The 20,064-nt window shown below is 56.6% G+C and carries 17 protein-coding genes; 7 read left to right on the forward strand and 10 right to left on the reverse strand.

Annotated features, from left to right (window positions below; genetic code table 11):
* Positions 1-267: 267 nt before the first annotated feature.
* The 10 genes from ACIPDS_RS15685 to tssB form a co-directional block, all read right to left on the reverse strand.
* On the reverse strand, positions 268-789 hold the full coding sequence (locus tag ACIPDS_RS15685) for a toxin-antitoxin system YwqK family antitoxin (protein ID WP_400737650.1): 522 nt from the start codon (positions 787-789) through the stop codon (positions 268-270).
* Positions 790-801: 12 nt separating this feature from the next.
* Positions 802-2,766 carry a type VI secretion system Vgr family protein gene (locus ACIPDS_RS15690; protein WP_400737653.1) on the reverse strand — a complete coding sequence of 655 codons (1,965 nt, stop codon included), beginning with the start codon at positions 2,764-2,766 and terminating at the stop codon, positions 802-804.
* 79 nt (positions 2,767-2,845) lie between these two features.
* On the reverse strand, positions 2,846-3,382 hold the full coding sequence (locus ACIPDS_RS15695; protein WP_400737655.1) for a putative adhesin: 537 nt from the start codon (positions 3,380-3,382) through the stop codon (positions 2,846-2,848).
* A gap of 30 nt (positions 3,383-3,412) precedes the next feature.
* The gene (tssH, locus tag ACIPDS_RS15700; RefSeq protein ID WP_400737658.1) at positions 3,413-5,914 is read right to left on the reverse strand and encodes a type VI secretion system ATPase TssH; all 2,502 of its coding nucleotides are present in this window, start codon (positions 5,912-5,914) and stop codon (positions 3,413-3,415) included.
* 1 nt (position 5,915) lies between these two features.
* Entirely contained in the window at positions 5,916-6,830 is a 915-nt protein-coding gene (gene tssG, locus ACIPDS_RS15705; RefSeq protein ID WP_400737661.1) for a type VI secretion system baseplate subunit TssG, read from the reverse strand.
* Entirely contained in the window at positions 6,794-8,515 is a 1,722-nt protein-coding gene (gene tssF, locus ACIPDS_RS15710) for a type VI secretion system baseplate subunit TssF (RefSeq protein WP_400737664.1), read from the reverse strand. Before tssF ends, tssG begins: the two co-directional genes overlap by 37 nt.
* Positions 8,493-8,897 (reverse strand): GPW/gp25 family protein, encoded by a 405-nt coding sequence (locus ACIPDS_RS15715; RefSeq protein ID WP_400737667.1) that lies wholly within the window; start codon positions 8,895-8,897, stop codon positions 8,493-8,495. The genes tssF and ACIPDS_RS15715 overlap by 23 nt, the downstream gene beginning before the upstream one ends.
* Before the next feature lie 2 nt (positions 8,898-8,899).
* Positions 8,900-9,385, reverse strand: a complete 486-nt coding sequence (locus ACIPDS_RS15720; protein ID WP_400737670.1) for an Hcp family type VI secretion system effector — start codon at positions 9,383-9,385, stop codon at positions 8,900-8,902.
* A gap of 16 nt (positions 9,386-9,401) precedes the next feature.
* Entirely contained in the window at positions 9,402-10,883 is a 1,482-nt protein-coding gene (gene tssC, locus ACIPDS_RS15725; protein ID WP_166516700.1) for a type VI secretion system contractile sheath large subunit, read from the reverse strand.
* A 25-nt stretch (positions 10,884-10,908) separates the two neighbouring features.
* Positions 10,909-11,415 carry a type VI secretion system contractile sheath small subunit gene (tssB, locus tag ACIPDS_RS15730; protein ID WP_400737674.1) on the reverse strand — a complete coding sequence of 169 codons (507 nt, stop codon included), beginning with the start codon at positions 11,413-11,415 and terminating at the stop codon, positions 10,909-10,911.
* Between the two features lie 370 nt (positions 11,416-11,785).
* Between tssB and ACIPDS_RS15735 the strand changes: the two genes are divergently transcribed.
* The 7 genes from ACIPDS_RS15735 to ACIPDS_RS15765 all read left to right on the forward strand — a co-directional run bounded on the left by ACIPDS_RS15735 (position 11,786) and on the right by ACIPDS_RS15765 (position 19,579).
* Positions 11,786-12,253: a T6SS protein Cts2N gene (locus tag ACIPDS_RS15735; RefSeq protein ID WP_400737677.1), complete on the forward strand. Its 468-nt coding sequence runs from the start codon at positions 11,786-11,788 to the stop codon at positions 12,251-12,253.
* 1 nt (position 12,254) lies between these two features.
* The gene (gene tssK / locus ACIPDS_RS15740; protein WP_400737679.1) at positions 12,255-13,592 is read left to right on the forward strand and encodes a type VI secretion system baseplate subunit TssK; all 1,338 of its coding nucleotides are present in this window, start codon (positions 12,255-12,257) and stop codon (positions 13,590-13,592) included.
* A complete protein-coding gene (locus tag ACIPDS_RS15745) occupies positions 13,576-14,325 on the forward strand; it encodes a DotU family type IV/VI secretion system protein (RefSeq protein ID WP_400737682.1) in 750 nt (249 codons plus the stop codon). The genes tssK and ACIPDS_RS15745 overlap by 17 nt, the downstream gene beginning before the upstream one ends.
* The gene (locus tag ACIPDS_RS15750) at positions 14,322-17,870 is read left to right on the forward strand and encodes a type VI secretion system protein (RefSeq protein WP_400737685.1); all 3,549 of its coding nucleotides are present in this window, start codon (positions 14,322-14,324) and stop codon (positions 17,868-17,870) included. The genes ACIPDS_RS15745 and ACIPDS_RS15750 overlap by 4 nt, the downstream gene beginning before the upstream one ends.
* Complete coding sequence (locus ACIPDS_RS15755) at positions 17,870-18,730, forward strand: ImpA family type VI secretion system protein (protein WP_400737688.1); 861 nt, start codon at positions 17,870-17,872, stop codon at positions 18,728-18,730. The genes ACIPDS_RS15750 and ACIPDS_RS15755 overlap by 1 nt, the downstream gene beginning before the upstream one ends.
* The gene (locus ACIPDS_RS15760; RefSeq protein ID WP_400737691.1) at positions 18,727-19,119 is read left to right on the forward strand and encodes a DUF4280 domain-containing protein; all 393 of its coding nucleotides are present in this window, start codon (positions 18,727-18,729) and stop codon (positions 19,117-19,119) included. The genes ACIPDS_RS15755 and ACIPDS_RS15760 overlap by 4 nt, the downstream gene beginning before the upstream one ends.
* 73 nt (positions 19,120-19,192) lie before the next feature.
* Entirely contained in the window at positions 19,193-19,579 is a 387-nt protein-coding gene (locus ACIPDS_RS15765) for a VOC family protein (protein ID WP_166516692.1), read from the forward strand.
* Positions 19,580-20,064: the final 485 nt, after the last annotated feature.

A 20,064-nucleotide genomic window follows, 5' to 3' on the forward strand; every position in this document is an offset into this window, starting at 1 on the left:
TTTCGCTTTTCTCTGCCGGCGTTCTTCTTAAGAACCCCGCTGACCCGGCGGCTTGTTTGCCGTTGTTCCGTCTCAGTGGGGCCGCATTATAGGGAGTTTCTTCGGGGCCGCAACCCTTAAATTACAGAAAAATGACTGACTGCTGCAATCCCCAGCAAAACCCCGCCTTATACCCATTTACTCACAGAGTTATCCACATTCGCCAATCATTGCTCGGTGAAATACACGCTAAGGCCCCCGTTTTAACGGCCTTTCTTTCTTCATCGGTCAGAGCCGTTCGGTCCATTTGCTGATTCGGGACTGCGCTTTTCCATTAATATCCACCGCCCGACCGTCCGGGAGCCAGCGTTCAGTCTCCCCTTTCAACTTCCCAGCGTGGAAATACTGTCGCACGGCAAGCGTGCCATCCGGGTAAAACTGTTCGCAGGTCTGATGCCGCAGTCCCTCCCGCCACTGTTCACGCGTCTGTATCTGCCCCGAGGGATAATAGGAGCGGCACTCGCCATAAAGCTGCCCCTCCCGCCACTCCTCTTCGCGGGTCAATGAACCTTCCGCTGACCAATAGCGCGCTGTACCCTGCGCCCTTCCCTGCTGATAATTCTGCTGCATGGCAAGCTGGCCGTTCGGATGCCAGCTTTCCATGATGCCGTGCAAAACGCCTTGCCGATATCGCTGCACTACCTGCAAGCGTCCATGCTCTTCTACCTGAAGCTCGCCCTCAAGCACGCCGTCTTTAAGATTTGCCTTGAGTACGCCGCTCCCCGTTTGTTGTTGCAGCAGCTCAGACATCCCTTTCCTTCCTTAATTAATCTTCACCAGTCCGCCTTTCACCATCAGCATTCCCCCGCCGTCAATTGTCTGGGTCGCGCTGGCTTTACTGGTTAATGAGGCTTTTGCTTCATGGTTGATGGTGGCGGCCTTCTGGGTCAGTGACGATTTCGCTTCGCTGGCAATACTCGTGGCGTCTAGCTTAAGCGCCGTGGCCGCGCTGGCTTTAAGGTCCGCCCCGCTTTTGAGCGTCAGCGTTTTACCGCTCTCAAGCGTTAACGAGCCGGATACCTTTATTGTCAGATTGCCGTCGACGTTGAGGGTGTAATCGCCTTTCACTTTTGTCAGGTCGTTACCCTCGATGCTATGTTCCTGATCGCCCTTTACCGCCACGCTGCGTTTTTCCTTCACTTCGAGCGCGTCGTTTCCTTTCTCTATCTTCACCGTGCGATTACCCTTTTTCACGGTCAGAGCATCATTTCCTTCTTCTATAGTAGAAGAGCGATCGTTTTTGATGGTTTCAGCCGCGTCATGGCCGACGGTGGTGGTGCTGTCATTAAGAATGTTGAGCTGAAAATCTTTCTGCGCCTGCATTGCCAGTAGCTCAGCGTCTTTTTTGTCGTCAAAGCGCAGTTCGTTGAAGCCTTTTTCACTGTGCGTTTTAATGCCGGACTGGGTTTGATTCGCCGGAAGCGCGTAAGGCAGCGCATTCGCACCGTTGTAGACGCAGCCGGTGATAAGCGGCTTATCCGGGTCGCCGTCAATAAAAGCAATCACCACTTCTTGTCCAACGCGTGGGATAAACTGCGCGCCGAAGCCGTTGCCGCTCCAGGCGGTGGCAACCCGCAGCCAGCAGGAGCTGGTTTCGTCGCTTTTGCCTTCTCTGTCCCACGGGAACTGTACTTTTACCCGTCCCAGATTATCGGTCCAGATCGCTTCGCCGCTTTTGCCGACCACCCTCGCCGTTTGCGTATGCATAAACGGTTTTGGCGTCACACACGCCGGGCGAAACGGTGTGGCTTTCGGGATGGCGGTAAAGCGGTTGTGGTAACGCTCGCCGTCATATTCGTGAGTCACCGCCGTCACCAGCCAGTCAATATTGAGCGTATTGTCGGGATGGTCGGTGAGCGTGAACCAGTGCCCCGCCGTCAGCGCCGTGCAATCACTTTCGCCAACGAGCTGTTTAGCATGGGTTTTCAGCGCATTGACCTTCCACGCCGCCAGCGTATCACCCTGTGCTTTTTCGCTGAAGCCGCCGGGATGCTGATACTGCATCCCGCCCTTTTTCTCCCCAGCCTGCGCAAACAGCGTGGCTTTCGGCTGCTGGTAGTTAAAGTCGCTGGTCTTGAAGCCTTGCGCGGTCGCGTGCAAGCGCAGTTCCGCCGAGCGAATCGCCCCAGTTTCCCGGCCACCGCTCTGCGCGGCCTGATACTTCACCTTTTTGTCACCGGGGATCGGTGGAAAAGCGCTGTTGTCATCCGCCAGCACCAGCGTGTGTTTGCCTTCTTCATATATGAAGAACCAGAAGATCCCCTCCTGCTCGAGCAGACGTGAAACAAAGTTGAAGTCGCTTTCGTTGTATTGCAGGCAGTATTCTCGCTTCGCCGGTTTGGTTTTGAGCTGGAATTTGTAGTCGGTAAAGCCGTTATCTTTAAACACCTTTTCGACAATTTCCTGCGCGCTGAGATTCTGAAAGACGCGGTTATTACTGGAAAGCGTCAGCCACCATAGCCAGGGGCGCAGGGTGAATTGATAGCGATCGGCGTTGGCGGTAGATGGGAGGTGGTGGGCTTCGGCGATCAGCCCGTCGTAATCAGCGCTGTTGATGGTGGCAGTCAGATGGGTCGCCAGCGCGGTATCAAGAGTCAACGGCGAGGAGGTTGTTGCAGCGACGGTAGCGGTGGTCAGACCGTTGAGCATTGATTCGGTTTGCGCAGTCGCGGCGGTAAGGCCGGTTAGCTTCGGGACGGTGAGTTTGATGATGGTGGTGTCGGGCATATGAAATTCCTTTTTACAGAATATAATTAGATAGTTATTATTTTATTCCAACACGATGAATTGAATAAATACAACCCACTTACATTGAAACTTTAAATCCATAAAACGCGCTATTCCCTTTCTCTTTTGTATGATCAGACATACATGCCAACCAATGTATCACGTCAAAGTATTGATATTTATCAAATATATCTCTTAATTTAATTTTATCTCCATCCTCTAACTTCAACTCTGCAAAACCATCACCTCTATATAAACCTGAATGACTCAAATCCTTTCCCCCGGTCAATGTTAAATTAGGATAGACAATACTGCTCCCACCGACACCGACTAAAGGAAATTCGTAAAACCCATGAGGCGGTTTTTCTCCTGCATATCCCTTACTTTCACGCCCCTTAAGAGTTAAAGAAGGAAGGTGATTTTCAATATGGTATTGAACATCTTCCACTGGATGCTTTTCAACATATGATTTCATTATTTCCTCAGCGGCATTATCAGCAATTGCAGCACCAGGGGGTGCATATAAGATTAGTAATTTACCCTCTGGAATATTAACAAGACTGTAAGAATCGTCATCTTCAAGAGACCCATGACCATGGCAAAAAAGGTGATTCATAATTATTAAATTCCTCCAAATTATTTTTATTCAACCCATCACTTCCCCAACCACCAGATTCTCAACATCCCTGGCACCCACTCCCTTACACTTCTCCATCACCCTCTCGACTAACCCATCCTCCATATTTAATTCCTCCCCCGTCGCCACCAAATACCGCTGCGACAACTTCTCCAGCTTCGCCAATACAATCCCTTTCAACACATTCTCATCCAGCGCCCGATAAGCCACCGTCGTCATCCTCGCCAAAAATGCCGGGCGATAATGGCGCAATAATTCCGCCTTCAGCGCCTCGTTAAACCTCTCGCTATTTAATTCCGCAGCAGGCGTATCGAGAATTAATTCCGCCCCAACGTTACTCGTCGCCAATATCACCGTATTTTTAAAATCGACAATCAGCCCGGTGCCATCTTCCATCACCCCTTTATCGAACACGTTATAAAACGCCTCCAGCACGTCCGGGTGAGCCTTCTCAATTTCATCAAGCAGTACCACCGAATAAGGCCGACGACGCACGGCCTCGGTTAACGCCCCGCCGCTGCCGTAGCCAACGTACCCCGGCGGCGCACCTTTCAACTGGCTGACGGTATGCGCTTCCTGATATTCGGAAAGATTGATGGTGATGAGGTTACGTTCGCCGCCATACAAAGCGTCAGCTAATGCATAGGCCGTTTCCGTTTTCCCAACGCCGGTTGGCCCTACCAGCAGAAACACACCGACCGGCTTTTGCGGGTCGGTCAGACCGCTGCGGTAGGCGCGCAGCCGCTGGGCGATGGTCTCCAGCGCCGCCTGTTGCCCCATCACCCGTTCGCTCATTCGCGCAACTAGCGTGCGCAGGGCATGGGCTTCATCAGTCAGCATCTGGCCGATGGGGATCCCAGTCCATCCGCCGATCACTGCCGCCACGGTCGCGGGATCCACGCAGTCCGGCACCAGTGGCACTTCATCGCGCAGCTGGGCGGCGGCGGTTTCCAGACGGGCGATCAGCGCCGCGCAGTCCACCAGCTCTTGTTCCAGCTCGCCGTCATCATCAGGATTTTCGCTCAGCGCCAACATGCGTCGCCGCGCCGCCATTAGCTCGAGGACCCGCTTTCGCTCATCCTGCCAGCGATCCTCCAGCTCTCGCGCCTGTGCGTGCCGCGCGTCGGCGAACATTTCCAGCTCACATAAACGATCGTGGTGATCGACGCCCACCAGTAGCTCGCGGTTGAGTCGCTCCCGCTCCTCTTCCATTGCCGCCAGCTGCTGGCGTATCGCTTCCAGAGCAGGCGGAATATCGTGCTGGGCCAGCGCCACCCGTGCGCAGGCGGTGTCGAGTACGCTAATTGCTTTATCCGGCAGCTGTCGCCCGGAGATATAGCGCTGGCTCAGGCGTACCGCCTCGCGGATTGCCGAGTCGAGAATCTGCACCCCATGATGCGCCTCAAGCTTATCGGCCACCGCCCGCAGCATGATGATCGCGTTCTCCTCATCCGGCTCTTCAATCTGGATACGCTGAAAACGTCTATCCAGCGCCGGATCTTTCTCGAAGTACTTTTTGTACTCCTGCCAGGTTGTCGCCGCGATAGTCCGCAATTCACCGCGCGCCAGCGCCGGTTTTAACAGGTTGGCGGCATCGTTACCGCCTTCCACTCCGCCCGCGCCAATCAGCGTATGGGCTTCATCGATAAACAAAATAATCGGCTGCGGCGATTTCCTGACGGCCTCAATGACCCCTTTTAATCGCCGCTCAAACTCGCCCTTCACACCCGCCCCCGCCTGTAGCAGGCCAAGGTCGAGCGCCAGCAACGCCACCTCTCTTAGCGGCGGCGGTACGCTACCCGTGGCGATGCGCAGTGCCAGCCCTTCAGCTACAGCAGTTTTGCCTACACCCGGCGCCCCCACTAAAATGGGGTTGTTCTGCCGACGGCGCAGCAAAATATCAATACACTGCCGGATCTCCGCTTCACGACTGATGATCGGATCGATCCGCCCCTCCCGCGCATCCTTTGTCAGGTCGTGGGTATATTGCTCCAGCACGCTATCCTGATGCACTGGCAGATCCCGCTCCTGTTCAGCGATTTTCTCCTCACTGGAGTGAAGGCACCAGCCCGCCCATTGCTTCTCCAGCAAGTCAGCGGGAAGCTGTAGCAGCAGCGGCATTCCCTGAGCCAGTTGGGCGCGCAAACGATCGCGGGTGACGAGTGAGAGCAACAGCAACGCGGAACGCACATGCGGCTGCCGCAGAAATGTCGCCTGTAATATCGCCCCTTCCAGCAGTTCGACTAGCTGCACAGAGAATACCGGCATCCGCGTACAGCCGGTTTTAAATGCCCCCTGGGCACGGCGAATCTCCGCGCGCAGCGCATCAATGGAGATAGCGGCACGCGTCAGACAGCAGGCCATATCGCCCTGTTCATTCTCCAGCAGCGCCAGCAGTAAATGCTCCGGCTCGACAAACCAGTGGCCCTGCGCGCGGCTCCCCTCAGCGGCTTGCTCCAGCGCTTTCAGGCAGGTCGGATTGAGCCGCGAAACCAGTGCTTTTAAATCCATTTCACTTCTCCTTAAGTGACAGACGACAGCAAAAAGGCTGTAGCCTGCGTCCCGCTAATCGCGCGGTATGTCCTAATCGAGGCGGTGATGCTCGCCGCAGATGCTGCGTCAGCGCCAGCGTACCGGTCAGCGCAAGTTCGAGGTCAATCCCCGGCCCAAACCACAGCATTCCTAGCGAACAGAGCTGTTTGAACGGTTCCCCGTCGGGCAAAAAGGCAGCCCATTGGGCCTCGTCGGTGACATGTAGATGAATGCGCAATAGCGCCTGTTGATTCCACGCCCGGCGACCTGCTACCGCATCACGTCCCAGCTGGCGGCGCATGTTTTCCTGGGAGGCCCGCGGCAACGTCTGCCAGTGACCGACAAACTGCTCAACACGCACAGTCACACCCAGCGCTGCGGCCACCAACGCGATAAATCCGGCGGGCGAACGGCGGCGGTCAGCCAGCAAACCACTTTGTGCCAGCAGTTGAGGCGGAGCGGTCTGGCAATCAAACCCGCATAGCGCCCGCAGGATGGTGGTACAGGCCGCCTGATCTTGTCGGGCATAAGGCGTCGCGATGCGCCAGTGGCTTAATGCGCGAACATGGTGGGCCATAAAACGCTGCTGGAACACGTCCAGAAAATCCTGCGGCGCGGCGTTTTTGTCCTGCGCTGCCTGCGAAAACCACTCCAGCCAGCCATAGGGCAATACGCCATCCGGCCCGCCTGGGCCAATGCTTCGTACCTGCACACGGCCATCGCGCAGCCGGTTTATTTCCGATGGCGCAAAACTCAGGCTGAGATCGCCCTGTAATGCAGGCGTCTGCCCGGCAAGCCGTTGCAGACGCCAATACTGCTCCAGCGTGAATCGCCAGGGCTCACGCGCCAGCTGGGCCATCACGCTGTTAGCGTCGGGGATTCGCTCGGCGTCCACAGCGGCAGCTCCTTGCCTTCGTCACGTAATACGGTTTGCACAAAACAGTTCGCCGTCGCGTTCTGCGCCAGAAATCGGGCGATAACGCCTGCAAATAGCAGTCGGCTACTGGCGCTAAACGCGGAGCTATCCAGCGTTAAGGTCACCCGCAGCCCATTTCGCCAGCCGCGCCAGGCGTCTCGCCCGTGATGTTCGCTAACCCGCTGGCAACTCAGGTTGGTGATGCCGTTAATTTGCTGCCACAGCGCGCTCGTCGCCCCCTCAGGTGCATACAGCGACAATTTTTCCTTTAGCGAGGCGAGAGCATTGTCGCCTTCCGTGAGTGAGAAATGATTCAGCGCTAACGATGACACCAGCCGCCAGCGAGCATCGCCCCGGCAGGCGGGCGCTGAAGGGGGCGTCGGCGTTTCCAGTAACTGCACCTGCGCAACCGGGCCGGGGAATTCAAACGCCAGCGGCGTTCCGGCGCGTAATGTCTGCGCCCGGGATCCGTTGCTGCACCAAAGTCTGGCCGTCACGCTGATTTCCGGCTGCGGTTCGGCCGGGGAAAACTGGCTGTCCACCCACGTTAGCCACAAACGGTTGCCATGATGGCGATTGCGTCGGGCATGCCAGAACCAGCGCGACTCGCTGTGACCGCTGGCGGAGTAGTACGCCGGAACGCGCCAGGCGCGTTCTTTCTGGCTCATCCACAGCTCTCGCAGCTGATAAATTTCAATTTGCGTATCGTGGTGGTCGGCCACCAGCGGCTGTTCGCTGCGGGTATGCGAGGGGATCACCGGTTCAGAGGTGCGGGTAAACAGATTCACCACCGGCGCGCAGCCCAGGCGAATGTCCCCAGGCTGAAGCGCCAGCGCCACATTTGGCGCCCGGTCAAATGCGAGGGTAAACGTTAAGGTGTCGCTCTCGCCTGGCGGCGGCAGCGGCACATCAAAATACATTAAGGCTTGTGGACAATGCATCCAGGCGCTCAGCGCTTGTCCACTTGCGGCTTCACCGGGGCCTATCGGCAGCAGATGTTCTGCGCGGTGCAGACCTATCGGATACGGGCGGGCGTCGCCCAATGTGTGCGCGTAGAGCAGATCAAACAGCGCAGCGTTTACCTGCGGAGCGCCCGCCAGATGGATGCGCAGCGTGCGAATTGTCAGGTCGGCAAAACGATGCGGCGATAAACAGCGCAGCCGAAACCGCAGGCCGCCGCGCGCTTCGCTAAATCCGCTGCTGTGCTGCGCCTCGGCCGCCTCTTCCCAGGCAACTTCCTCAAGCACAATCGGCCACAGCGTTTGCGCAAGCGAAGTCCGCCACCACACGGTATTGCCTTCTTCGGTGAGAGCATACAGTGGGGTTCCGGCGGGGAGTTGATAGCCGGTGGTCAAAAAGCCCGCATGCGGGTCAGGCACAAAGCTGACCGTCGAACAGGCAGGAAAGGGGCGCATTAGCTGAGGCGACAGCAGTTCCAGCAACGCCTCGCTGAGTTCACCATACCCGTCCTCCAGCCGCCGGTGCAGGCGCGCGCTTTGCAATGCAAAACCCTCCAGCAACCGCTCAACATGAGGATCGGGACAATCAAACTCGCTTAGACGCAGCTTTGACGCCACCTGAGGGTGCCGACGGGCAAATTCACCGCTGGCCGCGCGCAGGCTGCGGAGTTCCTGTAGATAATCATCCAGCAATCGATCGTCCATTGATCTCTCCCGGGGTGGATGACTGCCAGCCACCTTGCTGCCAGTGAATATTCATGATCAGTCGGTTATCGCTCTGCCTTAACGCCATAATGAGGCACAGTGTCAGGCGCTGTTTATCCACCCCAACGGCCTCAACCGATAGCGACTGAATTCGGGGGTCGTGGCGCAACAGCGCATCGCGTAGCTGCCGACAAAACTGCTGCACCGCACGTTCATCCCCCGCGTAAATAGTGCACCACTCCGGTACGCCATCGTCTCCCGCCATGCCCTCGGACGAAGTCCGCGTATTGAAGAAACGGGTTATTTCCCGCATCACCGACTCGCGCGGGGAAACTTCTCCGCCGATGAGCCGGTCAAACAGCGCGACCGGAATGGACGACATGGTTAGCTACCGTTGGCGTTTTGCGCCAAATCCCACACCGACGAGGCATTTCCTTCTTTTTCACCACCGGGTTTCTGGGCGGTAATTTCCCATTTGATCTTGGTGAAATTCAGCGACAGGGTTTCAACCGGTTTACCGCCGGAACCGCCGCTCACGCTGAGATGGGAAATGACGCAGTTCGACAGGGTATAAACGATAAACGGCAGCATATTACCGCTGTCATTGCGGCATAACGTCAGCACCGCGGTCGGAATAACTTTACCGCTGCAACAGCACTCATTGAGGCTTGGCGTCGACAGGTCAACAAACTTGGTCAGCGACATCTCCCCCACATGCGCACGCCCGGAGGTACGCTCGGTGTTACTGACATCGTTAGTAACCTGCATCGCCACGTTATGGCTGTACGACATGATTTCAATCTGCTTCTCAAAGCCTTTGACCTGGCTTTCACCGTCGATTTTGTCGAGCTTTAAAAAAATAGCATCCATGATTTATCTCCTTAAATCAGGCCGTGACCGGTGGCGGCAGCTCTGCCACCAGGCGCAATGAGGTCGTCAGTTCTTCTAACTGGAAGTGAGGACGCAGGAAAACTATCGCCCGGTAAACGCCCGGTTTACCGGGAACTTCCTGCACATCGACCCGCGCTTCGCGCAGCGGATAGCGCGCTTTAATTTCCTGCGGGGCGCTGTCGCGCAGCAGAACATAATCGGCAATCCAGTTATTGAGGTAGCTTGCCACTTCCTCGCTGCTCATAAAGCTGCCGACCTTGTCACGCATCATCACTTTCAGATAGTGCGCGAAGCGAGAAGCGGCAAGGATGTACGGCAGCATGGCGGAAATACGCGCGTTAGCATTGGCCTCAGGTGTGTTGTAGATTTTGGCCTGATTGGTGGTTTGCCCGCCGAAGAACGCCGCGTTATCGGTATTCTTTTTATGGCACAAGGCGATAAAGCCGAGATCGTTAAGCTCTTTTTCGCGACGGTCGGTGATGGCGATTTCCGTCGGACAGCGCAGGCTAATGTCGCCAGAAGGGGTGGAGAAGGTGTGCGCAGGCAGCCCCTCAACCAATCCGCCGCCCTCTACGCCGCGGATTGCCGCGCACCAGCCGTATAAAGCAAACGCGTCGGTAATGCGGTTCGCCAGCGCCCAGGCCGCGTTGCCCCACAGATATTTGCTGGCATCAAGACCATCCACATCTTCGACAAAATTGAGCCCTTCTACCGGCACGGTATCGGGGCCATACGGCAAGCGTTGCAGGACATGCGGTAATACCAGCGAAACATAGCGAGAGTCTTCGCTGCTACGAAACGATCGCCACTTGATAAGCTCAGTGCTTTCAAAAACTTTCGCCAAATCGCGCGGGATATTCAGTTCAGCAAACGAGCCCATATCAAACAGGCGCGGGCTTGCCGCGGCGATAAACGGCGCGTGCGCGGCGGCGGCAACCTGAGAAAGTTTCTCCAGTAGCCCGACGTCCTGCGGGTGACGGCCAAATTCAAAGTCCCCGACCAGCACGCTGTACGGGTTGCCGCCAAAGGTGCCGTATTCGTCCTCATAGAGCTTCTTAAAGAGCGTGCTCTGGTCAAACTCCACGGCTTTTTCCAGATCGTCTTGCAGTTCTTTGCGTGAGACATTCAGCAGGCGTAGCTTCAGCCGGGTGCTGGTTTCGGTGTTCATCACAAATTGGTGCAGCCCGCGCCAGGAGGCCTCGAGTTTCTGCATATCCGGGTGGTGCAACACTTCATTAAGCTGGGCGCTTATCAGCTCATCAATCTGGGCAATGCGATGGTTAATCATCGCCACGGTATCGCCTTCCACGGCCATACCTTCGTCGAGGATCTGCGTTGCCAGCTCTTCCAGCATGTCACGCGCATAGGTTTGCTGGAGCTCATCGCGCGCCATTCGTCCTTCCTGAATGATGCGATCCAGTACGCTCAGCGTAATAGTTTCTCCGCCGCTATCGGCTTGTTCCTGAACAGTATCCATTGTCCGTTTCCTTTTCGCTTAAACGTTACTCGGCAGGCGTTTGTTCGGCTGCGGGGCGCAGCGCCTGAAGCTCAGCGTTATCCTTAACGACCTGTTGCAAGAGCGCGTCCAGGTCGTCGTTACCATCCAGTTTGGTGAGCAGGTCACGCAGGCGTTGACGTGCGGTGAACAGACGCTGGAGCGGTTTAATCTGGTCGATAATGTCGAGCGGGGAGAAGTCATCGAACTTATTGAAATTGAGTTCGACGTTAAATTTACTGCCGTCGTTCGTCAGGCGGTTTTCCACCTGCATCGCCAGCCGGGGAGCAATGGAGGCGAGCACATCGTCGAAGTTATCCCGGTCTATCTCCACGAAGCGCCGTTCACGCAGCTTATTCGGCGGTGAAACCGGCTGACCGGAAAGGTCTGCCAGAATACCGACAATAAGCGGCAGTTCTTTTTTCTCGATTGCGCCACCAATTTCAACATCATAGGTAATTTGTACGCGCGGCGGACGGATCCTATCGAGCTTATGCTGAATACTTTCTGCCATTGTTAATCCTTTATTTGCAAGAGTATCCCTGATGCTTATTTCTCAGCACCTTCATTCATTAATACATTCACCAATAATGACATCAATTATAAAAAACACAGTCCAAAACAAATATCAATCTAATTTTTTAATTTTTGCCTAAGAAATAACTTACATCACAAAAGCGCAGGATAAACATTAAAATCGTTAAAAACCAATAAGATAAGAAAGCACGCCACCCATAATTATTAGCTAAATTAATTATATACATAACACACGCAGCGCCCCCTTCTTTTCATTTTGTACAGAATTGTCTAATAGTGATGTAAATCAAACAATCTCACCACAACGTTAATTACCCTCTTAATCAGCTATAAAGGGATTTTATAGAATGAAAGAGATAAGTTTTATTATTCGCACATTATTATTAGGCATCACCTTATTAATGAATAACGGCTGTTCATTTTGGCAAAGCCGTGTCGATATTCATTCGGTGGTGATTGATGTGGCTAAGGATGCCAACGATAACGCGCCGGTGGCGGTGGATATTGTCGCCATTCGCGACGCTGCGCTGATTACGCAAATACAGTCGTTATCCGCCGAACAGTGGTTTCAGGCTAAAGCTCAGATGGTGCGTGATGCGCCGGATGCGCTCGGTATCTGGTCGCTGGAACTGGTACCCGGCACGCATTTCGTGGCCGACAAAAATCCGCTACAGGGGCAAACCGCCGAGGCAATTGTGCTGTTCGCCCGCTATCGTAGCGACGGCGATCATCGGCTACGTCTGGATAACATCACCTCGCTCCACCTGCTGCTAATGACCGATGACCTCGCGCTGGTATCTGAACAAGGAAGGTAATATGAGCACAATTCCGGCAACGGTATGCTGGTACGAAGGGATGGCGATGCTGCCGCAACATTTTCAGCTACAAGCGTTGCGCCATGAAACGCTGGCCGCCACGCTTGCCCGCGATGCCAATCCCTGGTTCTGGGGCGTGCACCAGTTACAGATTGACGAAGCGGCGTTGTGTGCAGGGACGCTACGTCTGCTGCGTCTACAGGCCGTTATGCCCGACGGTGCGCCGATTGATTATGATATCAGCCAGGATCCGCCGCTGGAGTTTGATTGCACCACGCTTCTGCCCGCCTCACCGGGCAGCGAACATCTGCTGTATTTAGCGCTTCCACCCGCGCAGCGCGCAGGGCAATGGCAGACCATGGAGGGGCGCTATCGCAGCGTTCATAGCGCTCCCCTTCCCGACTTAAGCAGCGGCGAGTTTCCTGAAAGCATCCCGCTGTGGAAAGCCGCGCCGCGGATCGTAAGCCACAACGAAAGAGCGGATCAGGTGTGCTTACCGCTGTTGCAGGTGGAGTATACCGAAGGCGGTTTTCGCCAGAATGCATGGTTTGCACCCTCTCCGGTGGTAAAGGAGGGCGATTATCTGTCGCAGCGTACCCGGAAAATTTGCCGACAGGCGCGGGAGAAGATGCTGTTTCTTGGCCGCGAGATTGCCCTCGCGCAGCAAAATCAGCGCACCACCGACTGGCTCTGGCTGACCCTCGCGCTGCAAAGCGTTCAGGGGGCGCTGCCCCTGCTGGAAAGCCTTGTGAACAGTAGCCACACGCATCCGCTCAGTTTATTTCGCAGCCTCTGCGTCTTTACCGGGCAAACCGCCATTCTGGCGCCGGATAAAGCGCTGCCGGTACTGCCTGCCTTTAACTACCAGAATATGCTGCCGGGGTTTAATAGCCTTTTCACGCTGCTGGAATCGCAGCTCGCCCAGATACACCGTCGCCATCAACGCCTGAATTTCATCTTGCAGCAAAACGCCTTTTTCATTGAGCTGCCCTCATCGCTTTGCGCAGGCGACACCCTTACGGTAGGCGTCATGATGCCGGTGACCGCCACGCTGGGCGCGGAAGCCTGGCTGCGGCAATGCATCATCGCCAGCGAGCCGTTCCTGCCGGTACTGCGCCGACAGCGTATGCACGGGATGTCGATTGCGCCGCTGCCCGCGGAAAAACGCGGGGACTGGGAAACCGATACCGCCATTGCGCTGTTCACCCTCACGCTGAGCACGCAGTGGTTCGAAGAAAATACGCCGCTCTACATTGCGCCGTTACATGAAGTGGCGGATAACCCGGCACGCGTGATGCTCTACCGACAGGAGGCACCACGCGATGCCAGCGATGACTGATATGCCCGCCAGCCGCCTGTTCGACGAAATTTTTAGCCGCTGGCTGGGTCAATTTGAACAATGGAAAATCGCGCCGCTTACCCCGACCGAGCTGCATCAGCAGGCATTTTCTCTCAGCCATCAGGCGATGGCGGAATACAGCCGCCGCCTGACGCGTGAACTGGGCGCGCCGTTTCATGTGCAAACTGAGGCCGCCGTTTACGCGCTGGTCGCGCTGATAGATGAAACGATCCTCTGCTGCCAGGATTGGCCTGCCCTCTCCTTGTGGCAAGCCTGCCCGCTGGAATATGACCTGTGGCAAACCCATAGCGCAGGCGACGAACTGCCGCGACGTATTGAGACGCTACTCACCGAACGTAACCCGGCGATGCGCGATTTAGCCGCATTGTACCTGCGCTGCCTGACGCTGGGCTTTGGTGCCAGCCGACAAAACGCCTATGCGCAGGATCATCAGGAAACCTGTCAGCTGCTGTGGCGCTTTGCGTTTCAACACGATCCGCAGCCGGAAACCCTCCCTGAACGCCTGGAGGCAGAAGCTCTGGGTCAATCACTTCAGCTCCCCCCTCGCCGCCGATTGCCGGACAACTCGCGCCTGCATCTGACGGCTATCGTGGTGCTGTTTGCCCTGCTGCTGTTAAGCCAGCGGCTGTGGTTAAGCATTGAAGATGCGATTGGCGTGAACAGCCTGCCCGATTTTCCGGTTACCCAATCCTGCCCGGGAGATGACAAATGACGACAACCGGGATCACCGTGCTACTGGTTATCGTCATCGGGCTGATAATCATTTTGTGGGCCATCTGGTGGCAGTGGGAGTATCGCAACAACGCTTTTATTCGCGCCGGTAAAGAGATCTACCGCGCCATTGGCGAGCAGGATCCTTACGATGTGACCCGCGTGCTGATGCTGGGAGATGAAGCCGATAACCAACGGCTATGCCGAAGCTGGGCGCTCAACGACGGCTCCGAATACTGGTTCGGGCAGTGGTGGTTTGACGAACAGTGCCACATGCTGTGCGTCCCGCACGCCCTTCAGGTCACCACAAAGAAACACCTGTTACGCCAAAATGACTGGCAAAAAGCGCTGTCGGCCATCGTCCGAAGTCGCCCGCAGCGCCCGCTTGATGCGCTGGTGATGACGTTACCGCTGGAGGCGTTACAGCAGGGGCCTGCGCATCCGCTGACCGCAAGCCTGCTGCACAACTGCCAGCAAATCCAGCGCGTGTGCGGGCTGAGCCTGCCCATTTACGTGATGGTGAGCGGGCTGGAAACGCTGGAAGGCGTCGCGATGCTGCGGGAAAAACTTCCCCAGACGCTGATTGGCAGCAGCATTCCTGCGGCGCGTGAGGCGGTGTGGCGTCCTCACTGGATAGATGAGGCCCTCGACAATACCCGCGCCTCGCTACGCCAGGCCATCACCGAACTCGGCGCGCTGGCAGGCGAAACGCCGCGCGCGCTATTCCAGCTGCCGGAAGTTTTTCCGCAACTTGCCGCCCCGCTGCATGAGCTTTTTGACACGCTGCTTAGCAGCAATGCGCGAGACGAACCGCCGGTACTGCGCGGGATCTGGTTTGTCGCGCACGGCAGCGTTGATGACAAGCCAACGATGCAGTTTTGCCACGGGCTACTGACTGGAAAAATCACCGCGGAAAGCGGCCTTGCGCTACCGGTTCGCCGCTTACTGCGCCTCAATCTGCGCCGCCATTTTCTGACCGTGGCGGCCTACAGCGCGGTGTGTCTGTTATGGTTTGCGATAATGATTTGGAGCTGGCAGGAACAGCACGGTAATGCGCTGCGTCTGCACGACCGCCTGCAAATTCTGGCGACGCAGGTCACCAACAATCAGGGGCAGGGCGAGCGCACGACCGCGCTGTACTGGCGCATCCTTAACGCCGTGCCGCAATGGCAGTTCCGCTCGTTCATCTGGCCGGGTTCTTACTTCAGCCGCACCGACGGCAAACTGCGCGATACTTTCCACAACGCCACCTTAGCCAGCCTGCTGGCCCCCGCAACCGACAGTATTTGCCTGCAAAGTGAAGCCTCGGCGCGCGGGGAAAACTTCCGTGAACGTGACGATATTCAGCCGGAGGAGCGTTACCGCCAGCTTGAACAATTACTCAGCCGGACCAAACAGATGGAGCTGCGTTACCTGCCGCTGCTCCAGCTTATTCAGGTCAAACAGCCGACCGTGCTGACGCTGGCAACCCTCTCCTCCACCGTTTGGGGCGTCAGTGTCGATGCCAACTCGCTGCCGTCACAGCGCAATATTAATGCGCTACTGACCACGCTCAATTTGTCACGTTTGTCGCTACCGGACGCCGACACGCTTACCCAGCGAAACAGCGAGATCTTCTCCCACCAGACTCAACGATGGCTGGAGCAGGCCTACGATAGCGCCGGTCTGGAAAGCGACGTTGGGCAGTTAGAACAGCTCATCAACCAGTTCAGTAACAGTCGCGACATCAACATCGCGTTTGTCCGCACGCTGGTGCGTCAAATTAGCCGCCTGCAAGGAAACCTGACGCTACTTAATAATCTGAGCGGCGATGCCGCGCACTCGCCGATTCGTCTGTCGCTCAATGAATTGCTGACGCAGGCGCGGACGTTACGGCTTATCGATAACCGGGTCGTTGAGGATTTAGGGCGTCATGAAGCGTTGCTACGCCAGCGTTTCCTGATGCAGACAGAAAGCTCCCAGCTCCATTTCTCGACCCTTACCGAGCAGTCAGCAGAAGGAATATTCAGCATTTCGCCAGATATTCTGGCGCTGCAAAAAAGCCTGCGCGACCTGCTCAATCAGCCGTTCTGGCAACGCAGCGCCGGACAGACCCTGCCTGCTATCCCCGGCTATCCTGGCAATCTGCAAATCCAGCAGGCGAACGCGCTGCTCGGCGGCTATCAGCGCTATATGCAGCAGCTTCCTGACAGTCTCTGGCAGCCCAAAATCGCAATGCTTGCGCAAAATGCCGTCACCCGCGCCATGATGATGGCGCTATATACCGACGCGCTGCCCACCGCCCAGGATAGCGCGGTTAACCCCGCCAGCGCCGACCCGGTGATTGACGCATTCGGTCAGTTAAACCGCCCGCAGTTGGCCTCCGCACTGCGGCAAAAAATGGCGGCACAGGCGATTGCCCGCCTTCAGCGTGAAGGCAGCGTTCAGCTTCCTCCCGCGTCGGCGCCGGGCATCAGCTATGCCACGCCGGAACAGGCCGCCGCCAGCGCCGAGAAAGCCGCAGGCTGGGCCAGCGCGCAAACGGAGCAGATCACCGCCACGCTTGCGCGCTACCAGTCTGATATCGGCTGGCTCGACCGACAGCGCCCGTGGTTATCGGCGCAGGATAATGCGCTGATAGCCCGCTGGGCCAGTTCGCTTAATACGATGCAGCGCCTGCAACAGCAGGATCCGGTCAGCCCGCCGGTTCAGATGACCACGCTCGCCACCGCGCTACCGGAGATGACCGCCCAAAACTGTCAAGCCGAGTTAGCCCAGTACGCGACCGGGGGAAATGATTTCTATAGCCAGTCGCTGACCGCGCTGGTCGGCAGTTTCCAGCAAACCTGCCGTCAGCTGCGCGAACAGGCAAGCCAGGGCTCGTCACAAAAAATCGGCGCGCTCTACCAGCGCTGGCTCGCCGGACACTTCCCGTTTAGCCGCAACCTGCGCGCCCCGGACGCCGACCCCGACCGGGTGAGGGAGCTGGTGGCGCTGCTCGCGCAACTGCCGCCTGAAAATCTCAGCACCCAGTCGCCGCTTGTTCAGCAGCTTGCCGCCGCGCGACCGCTGCTTGCAGCATTAATCGCGCCGGAGGGGGTAACGGTGCGCACTCTCTGGCGCACCTCGCGGGCAAAAGAAAATGGCGCTGACCAGATAGCCGAGTGGCGTCTTGCAGGCCCTCAGCAGGCCAGCAGCTACCCGGGCGGCGGTCAAAACGATGTGCACTGGCGCAGCGGCGATAGCCTGAACTTCAGCCTACGCTGGGCGGCCAACTCGCCCTGGCGACCGCTACCCGGCCTGAGCCAGCCGGGTATGAGCCTCAGCGCGGACAGCGCCCGCTGGCGCTGGCAAGGGCCATGGGCCTTACTGCGCATGATTAGCCAGCAGCGCGATGACGGCGCGCAGACACAACCGCTACCGCTGCGTTTTACCCTAAACGTGGGCGATGGGCAGGTGCGCACTCAGGCCGTGGTCTATCTGCAGCTGGCGCTACTCAGCGGTGAAAACAACACCCCGTTACCGTGGATAAATTTAGCCGAACACAGCGCACCAGGAGGACATTAATGGAGCAGCTCAACACATTGCTGACGCCGATTTCGACGGAACATCCCTGCGGCGAATCCATTCGCTATGCGCCCGAATTCGACCAGCTCGCCGCCGCGCGGCGTGAGGACGATGAATCATTACCGACCGGCGTCTGGCAAAGTACGCCGCAACGCGCCGACTGGCAGGAAGTCGCTTTACTGGCAAGCTCGATAACCACGCATCTCAGTAAGGATCTGATGATTATGGGCTGGCTGGGCGAGGCGTGGATAAAGCAGCACGGCCTCGCCGCGCTGCCGGACGCGCTCGCCCTACCGGCGTTGGCGCTGGAACGCTTTCCCGACACACTGCACCCCCGGATTCGGGATGAGGATTATGACTACCGCGCCGCGCCGTTGGGCTGGATGGCGCTGCGTTACGCCCAGTTACTGACCGAGCCGCCTTCTGACGACAATCGGCAAGCGCAGGTGTCGGCGCTGGTCAGCAGCCTTGGTTGGCTACAGCGGCTTAACGCCGTCTGCCAAAGCTGGCCGGCCATTTCTGCGCCCTCTTTTTCTGCGCTGGAACAGAAGCTGCGCATGCAACTGCAGGCGCTGGGCGGCACGGTTTCGCCCGCCCCCGTCCCCCTTGATACTCCTGATAATGAGAGGCCAGTCATGACGTCTATTCCCACCACCTTTAACAATCGCGAAGAGGCTTATCAGGCCATTAAAACGATCGCCGATTATCTGCAACGGCTTGAACCTCATAGCCCGGTTCCCTATCTACTGCAACGCGCGCATGTCTGGGGCCATACGCCCCTACCAGAATTACTCAATGAACTGATTAGCGGCGATGAGTCAGCGCGACGACTGTGGCGTCTGCTGGGGGTGTTACCATGAGCTGCCCGGGAGTTTGCGCGGGCGCAATGCTGCAATGCTCATTTGGCATCGCGCCCACGCCAATGAACGTCCTGCCGATGAACCGGACGATCGTCAGCAATATGCCAATGGCCAATATTATGGATAACAAACCGTTTATTAATATCATGCCGTTCGGGATGTGTAACAGTATGGCGAATCCGACGGTCGTCGCTGCGACCGCCGCCGCGATGGGCGTATTAACGCCGATGCCGTGTATCCCCAATACCGTCGCCCCGTGGGCTCCCGGTTCCCCGACGGTGTTGGTAGGAAATATGCCCGCGCTGACGGCACAATCAAAATTGTTATGTATGTGGGCTGGCGTCATTCAGATTGTTTTTCCGGGGCAGGTCAGCACTCTAGTGCCGTAATAAGACGGGCGTTGTATTCCGTCCAACAACCGCTCAGGATGAGGGGAAACGAACCCTATAAGGAGAGACAAGAATGAAAATTGCCCACGTAGCCCTCTGGACCCGCAACCTCGACGCTCAGGTGGCGTTCTGGCAGAACGTCTTTGGCGGGCAGAGCAATGAACGCTATGTCAGCCAAAACCGGCCGGGCTTTGAGTCACATTTTATTACCCTCGACGAAGGCGCAACGATTGAGCTGATGACCGTGCCCACGCTATCCAATGCGCCAGAAGCGACAGAGTTTGTCGGCTGGGCGCATATCGCGCTGATGGTGGGAACAAAGCAGGACGTAGACAGGCTGGCGGAGCAGGCTCGCGCACAGGGAACATTACTGAGCGCGCCACGCATGACCGGTGATGGCTATTATGAAGCGGTTATTGCCGACCCGGATGGCAATCGGGTGGAGATCGTCGGGGAGTAAACCGGGGAATTATTCCTGGCGGCGCTTCGCTTGCACAGGCCTACATGTTACGCATAACGTATTGAGATTGATTATTTTTATAGGCCGGGTAAGGCGAAGCCGCCACCCGGCAAAACAGCGCACACAATAGAAAAAAGGTTTGTCACCAATGTCGGGGCCATTTTTAATAATGGTTCTCTTGCTAATCTTTTATCATGAGCGTAACTCACCGCCTTTTTGTATTCATCCGCAATTGCCTCGGCGAATTATTTAAAACCAATCAATCACATCTCTACGTATTAACACTCACAATAACCTACGACGAATTTAAGCATGGCTAATATTCAATTTATTATTCATTCAATGGTCCAATCCGCGATTTTTTGCTAGCTCTTGCCGTTCTATTTGTAAATAACATCGACGCCTTCTTAGCAAAAAAATATTTTCTCTATATTATTTCCATGCTTAGCAAACAAATTTAATTAACTATTCCCCTTGTAATACAT

It is taken from the genome of Kluyvera sp. NPDC087067 (assembly GCF_044745165.1).
Taxonomy (GTDB): domain Bacteria; phylum Pseudomonadota; class Gammaproteobacteria; order Enterobacterales; family Enterobacteriaceae; genus Kluyvera.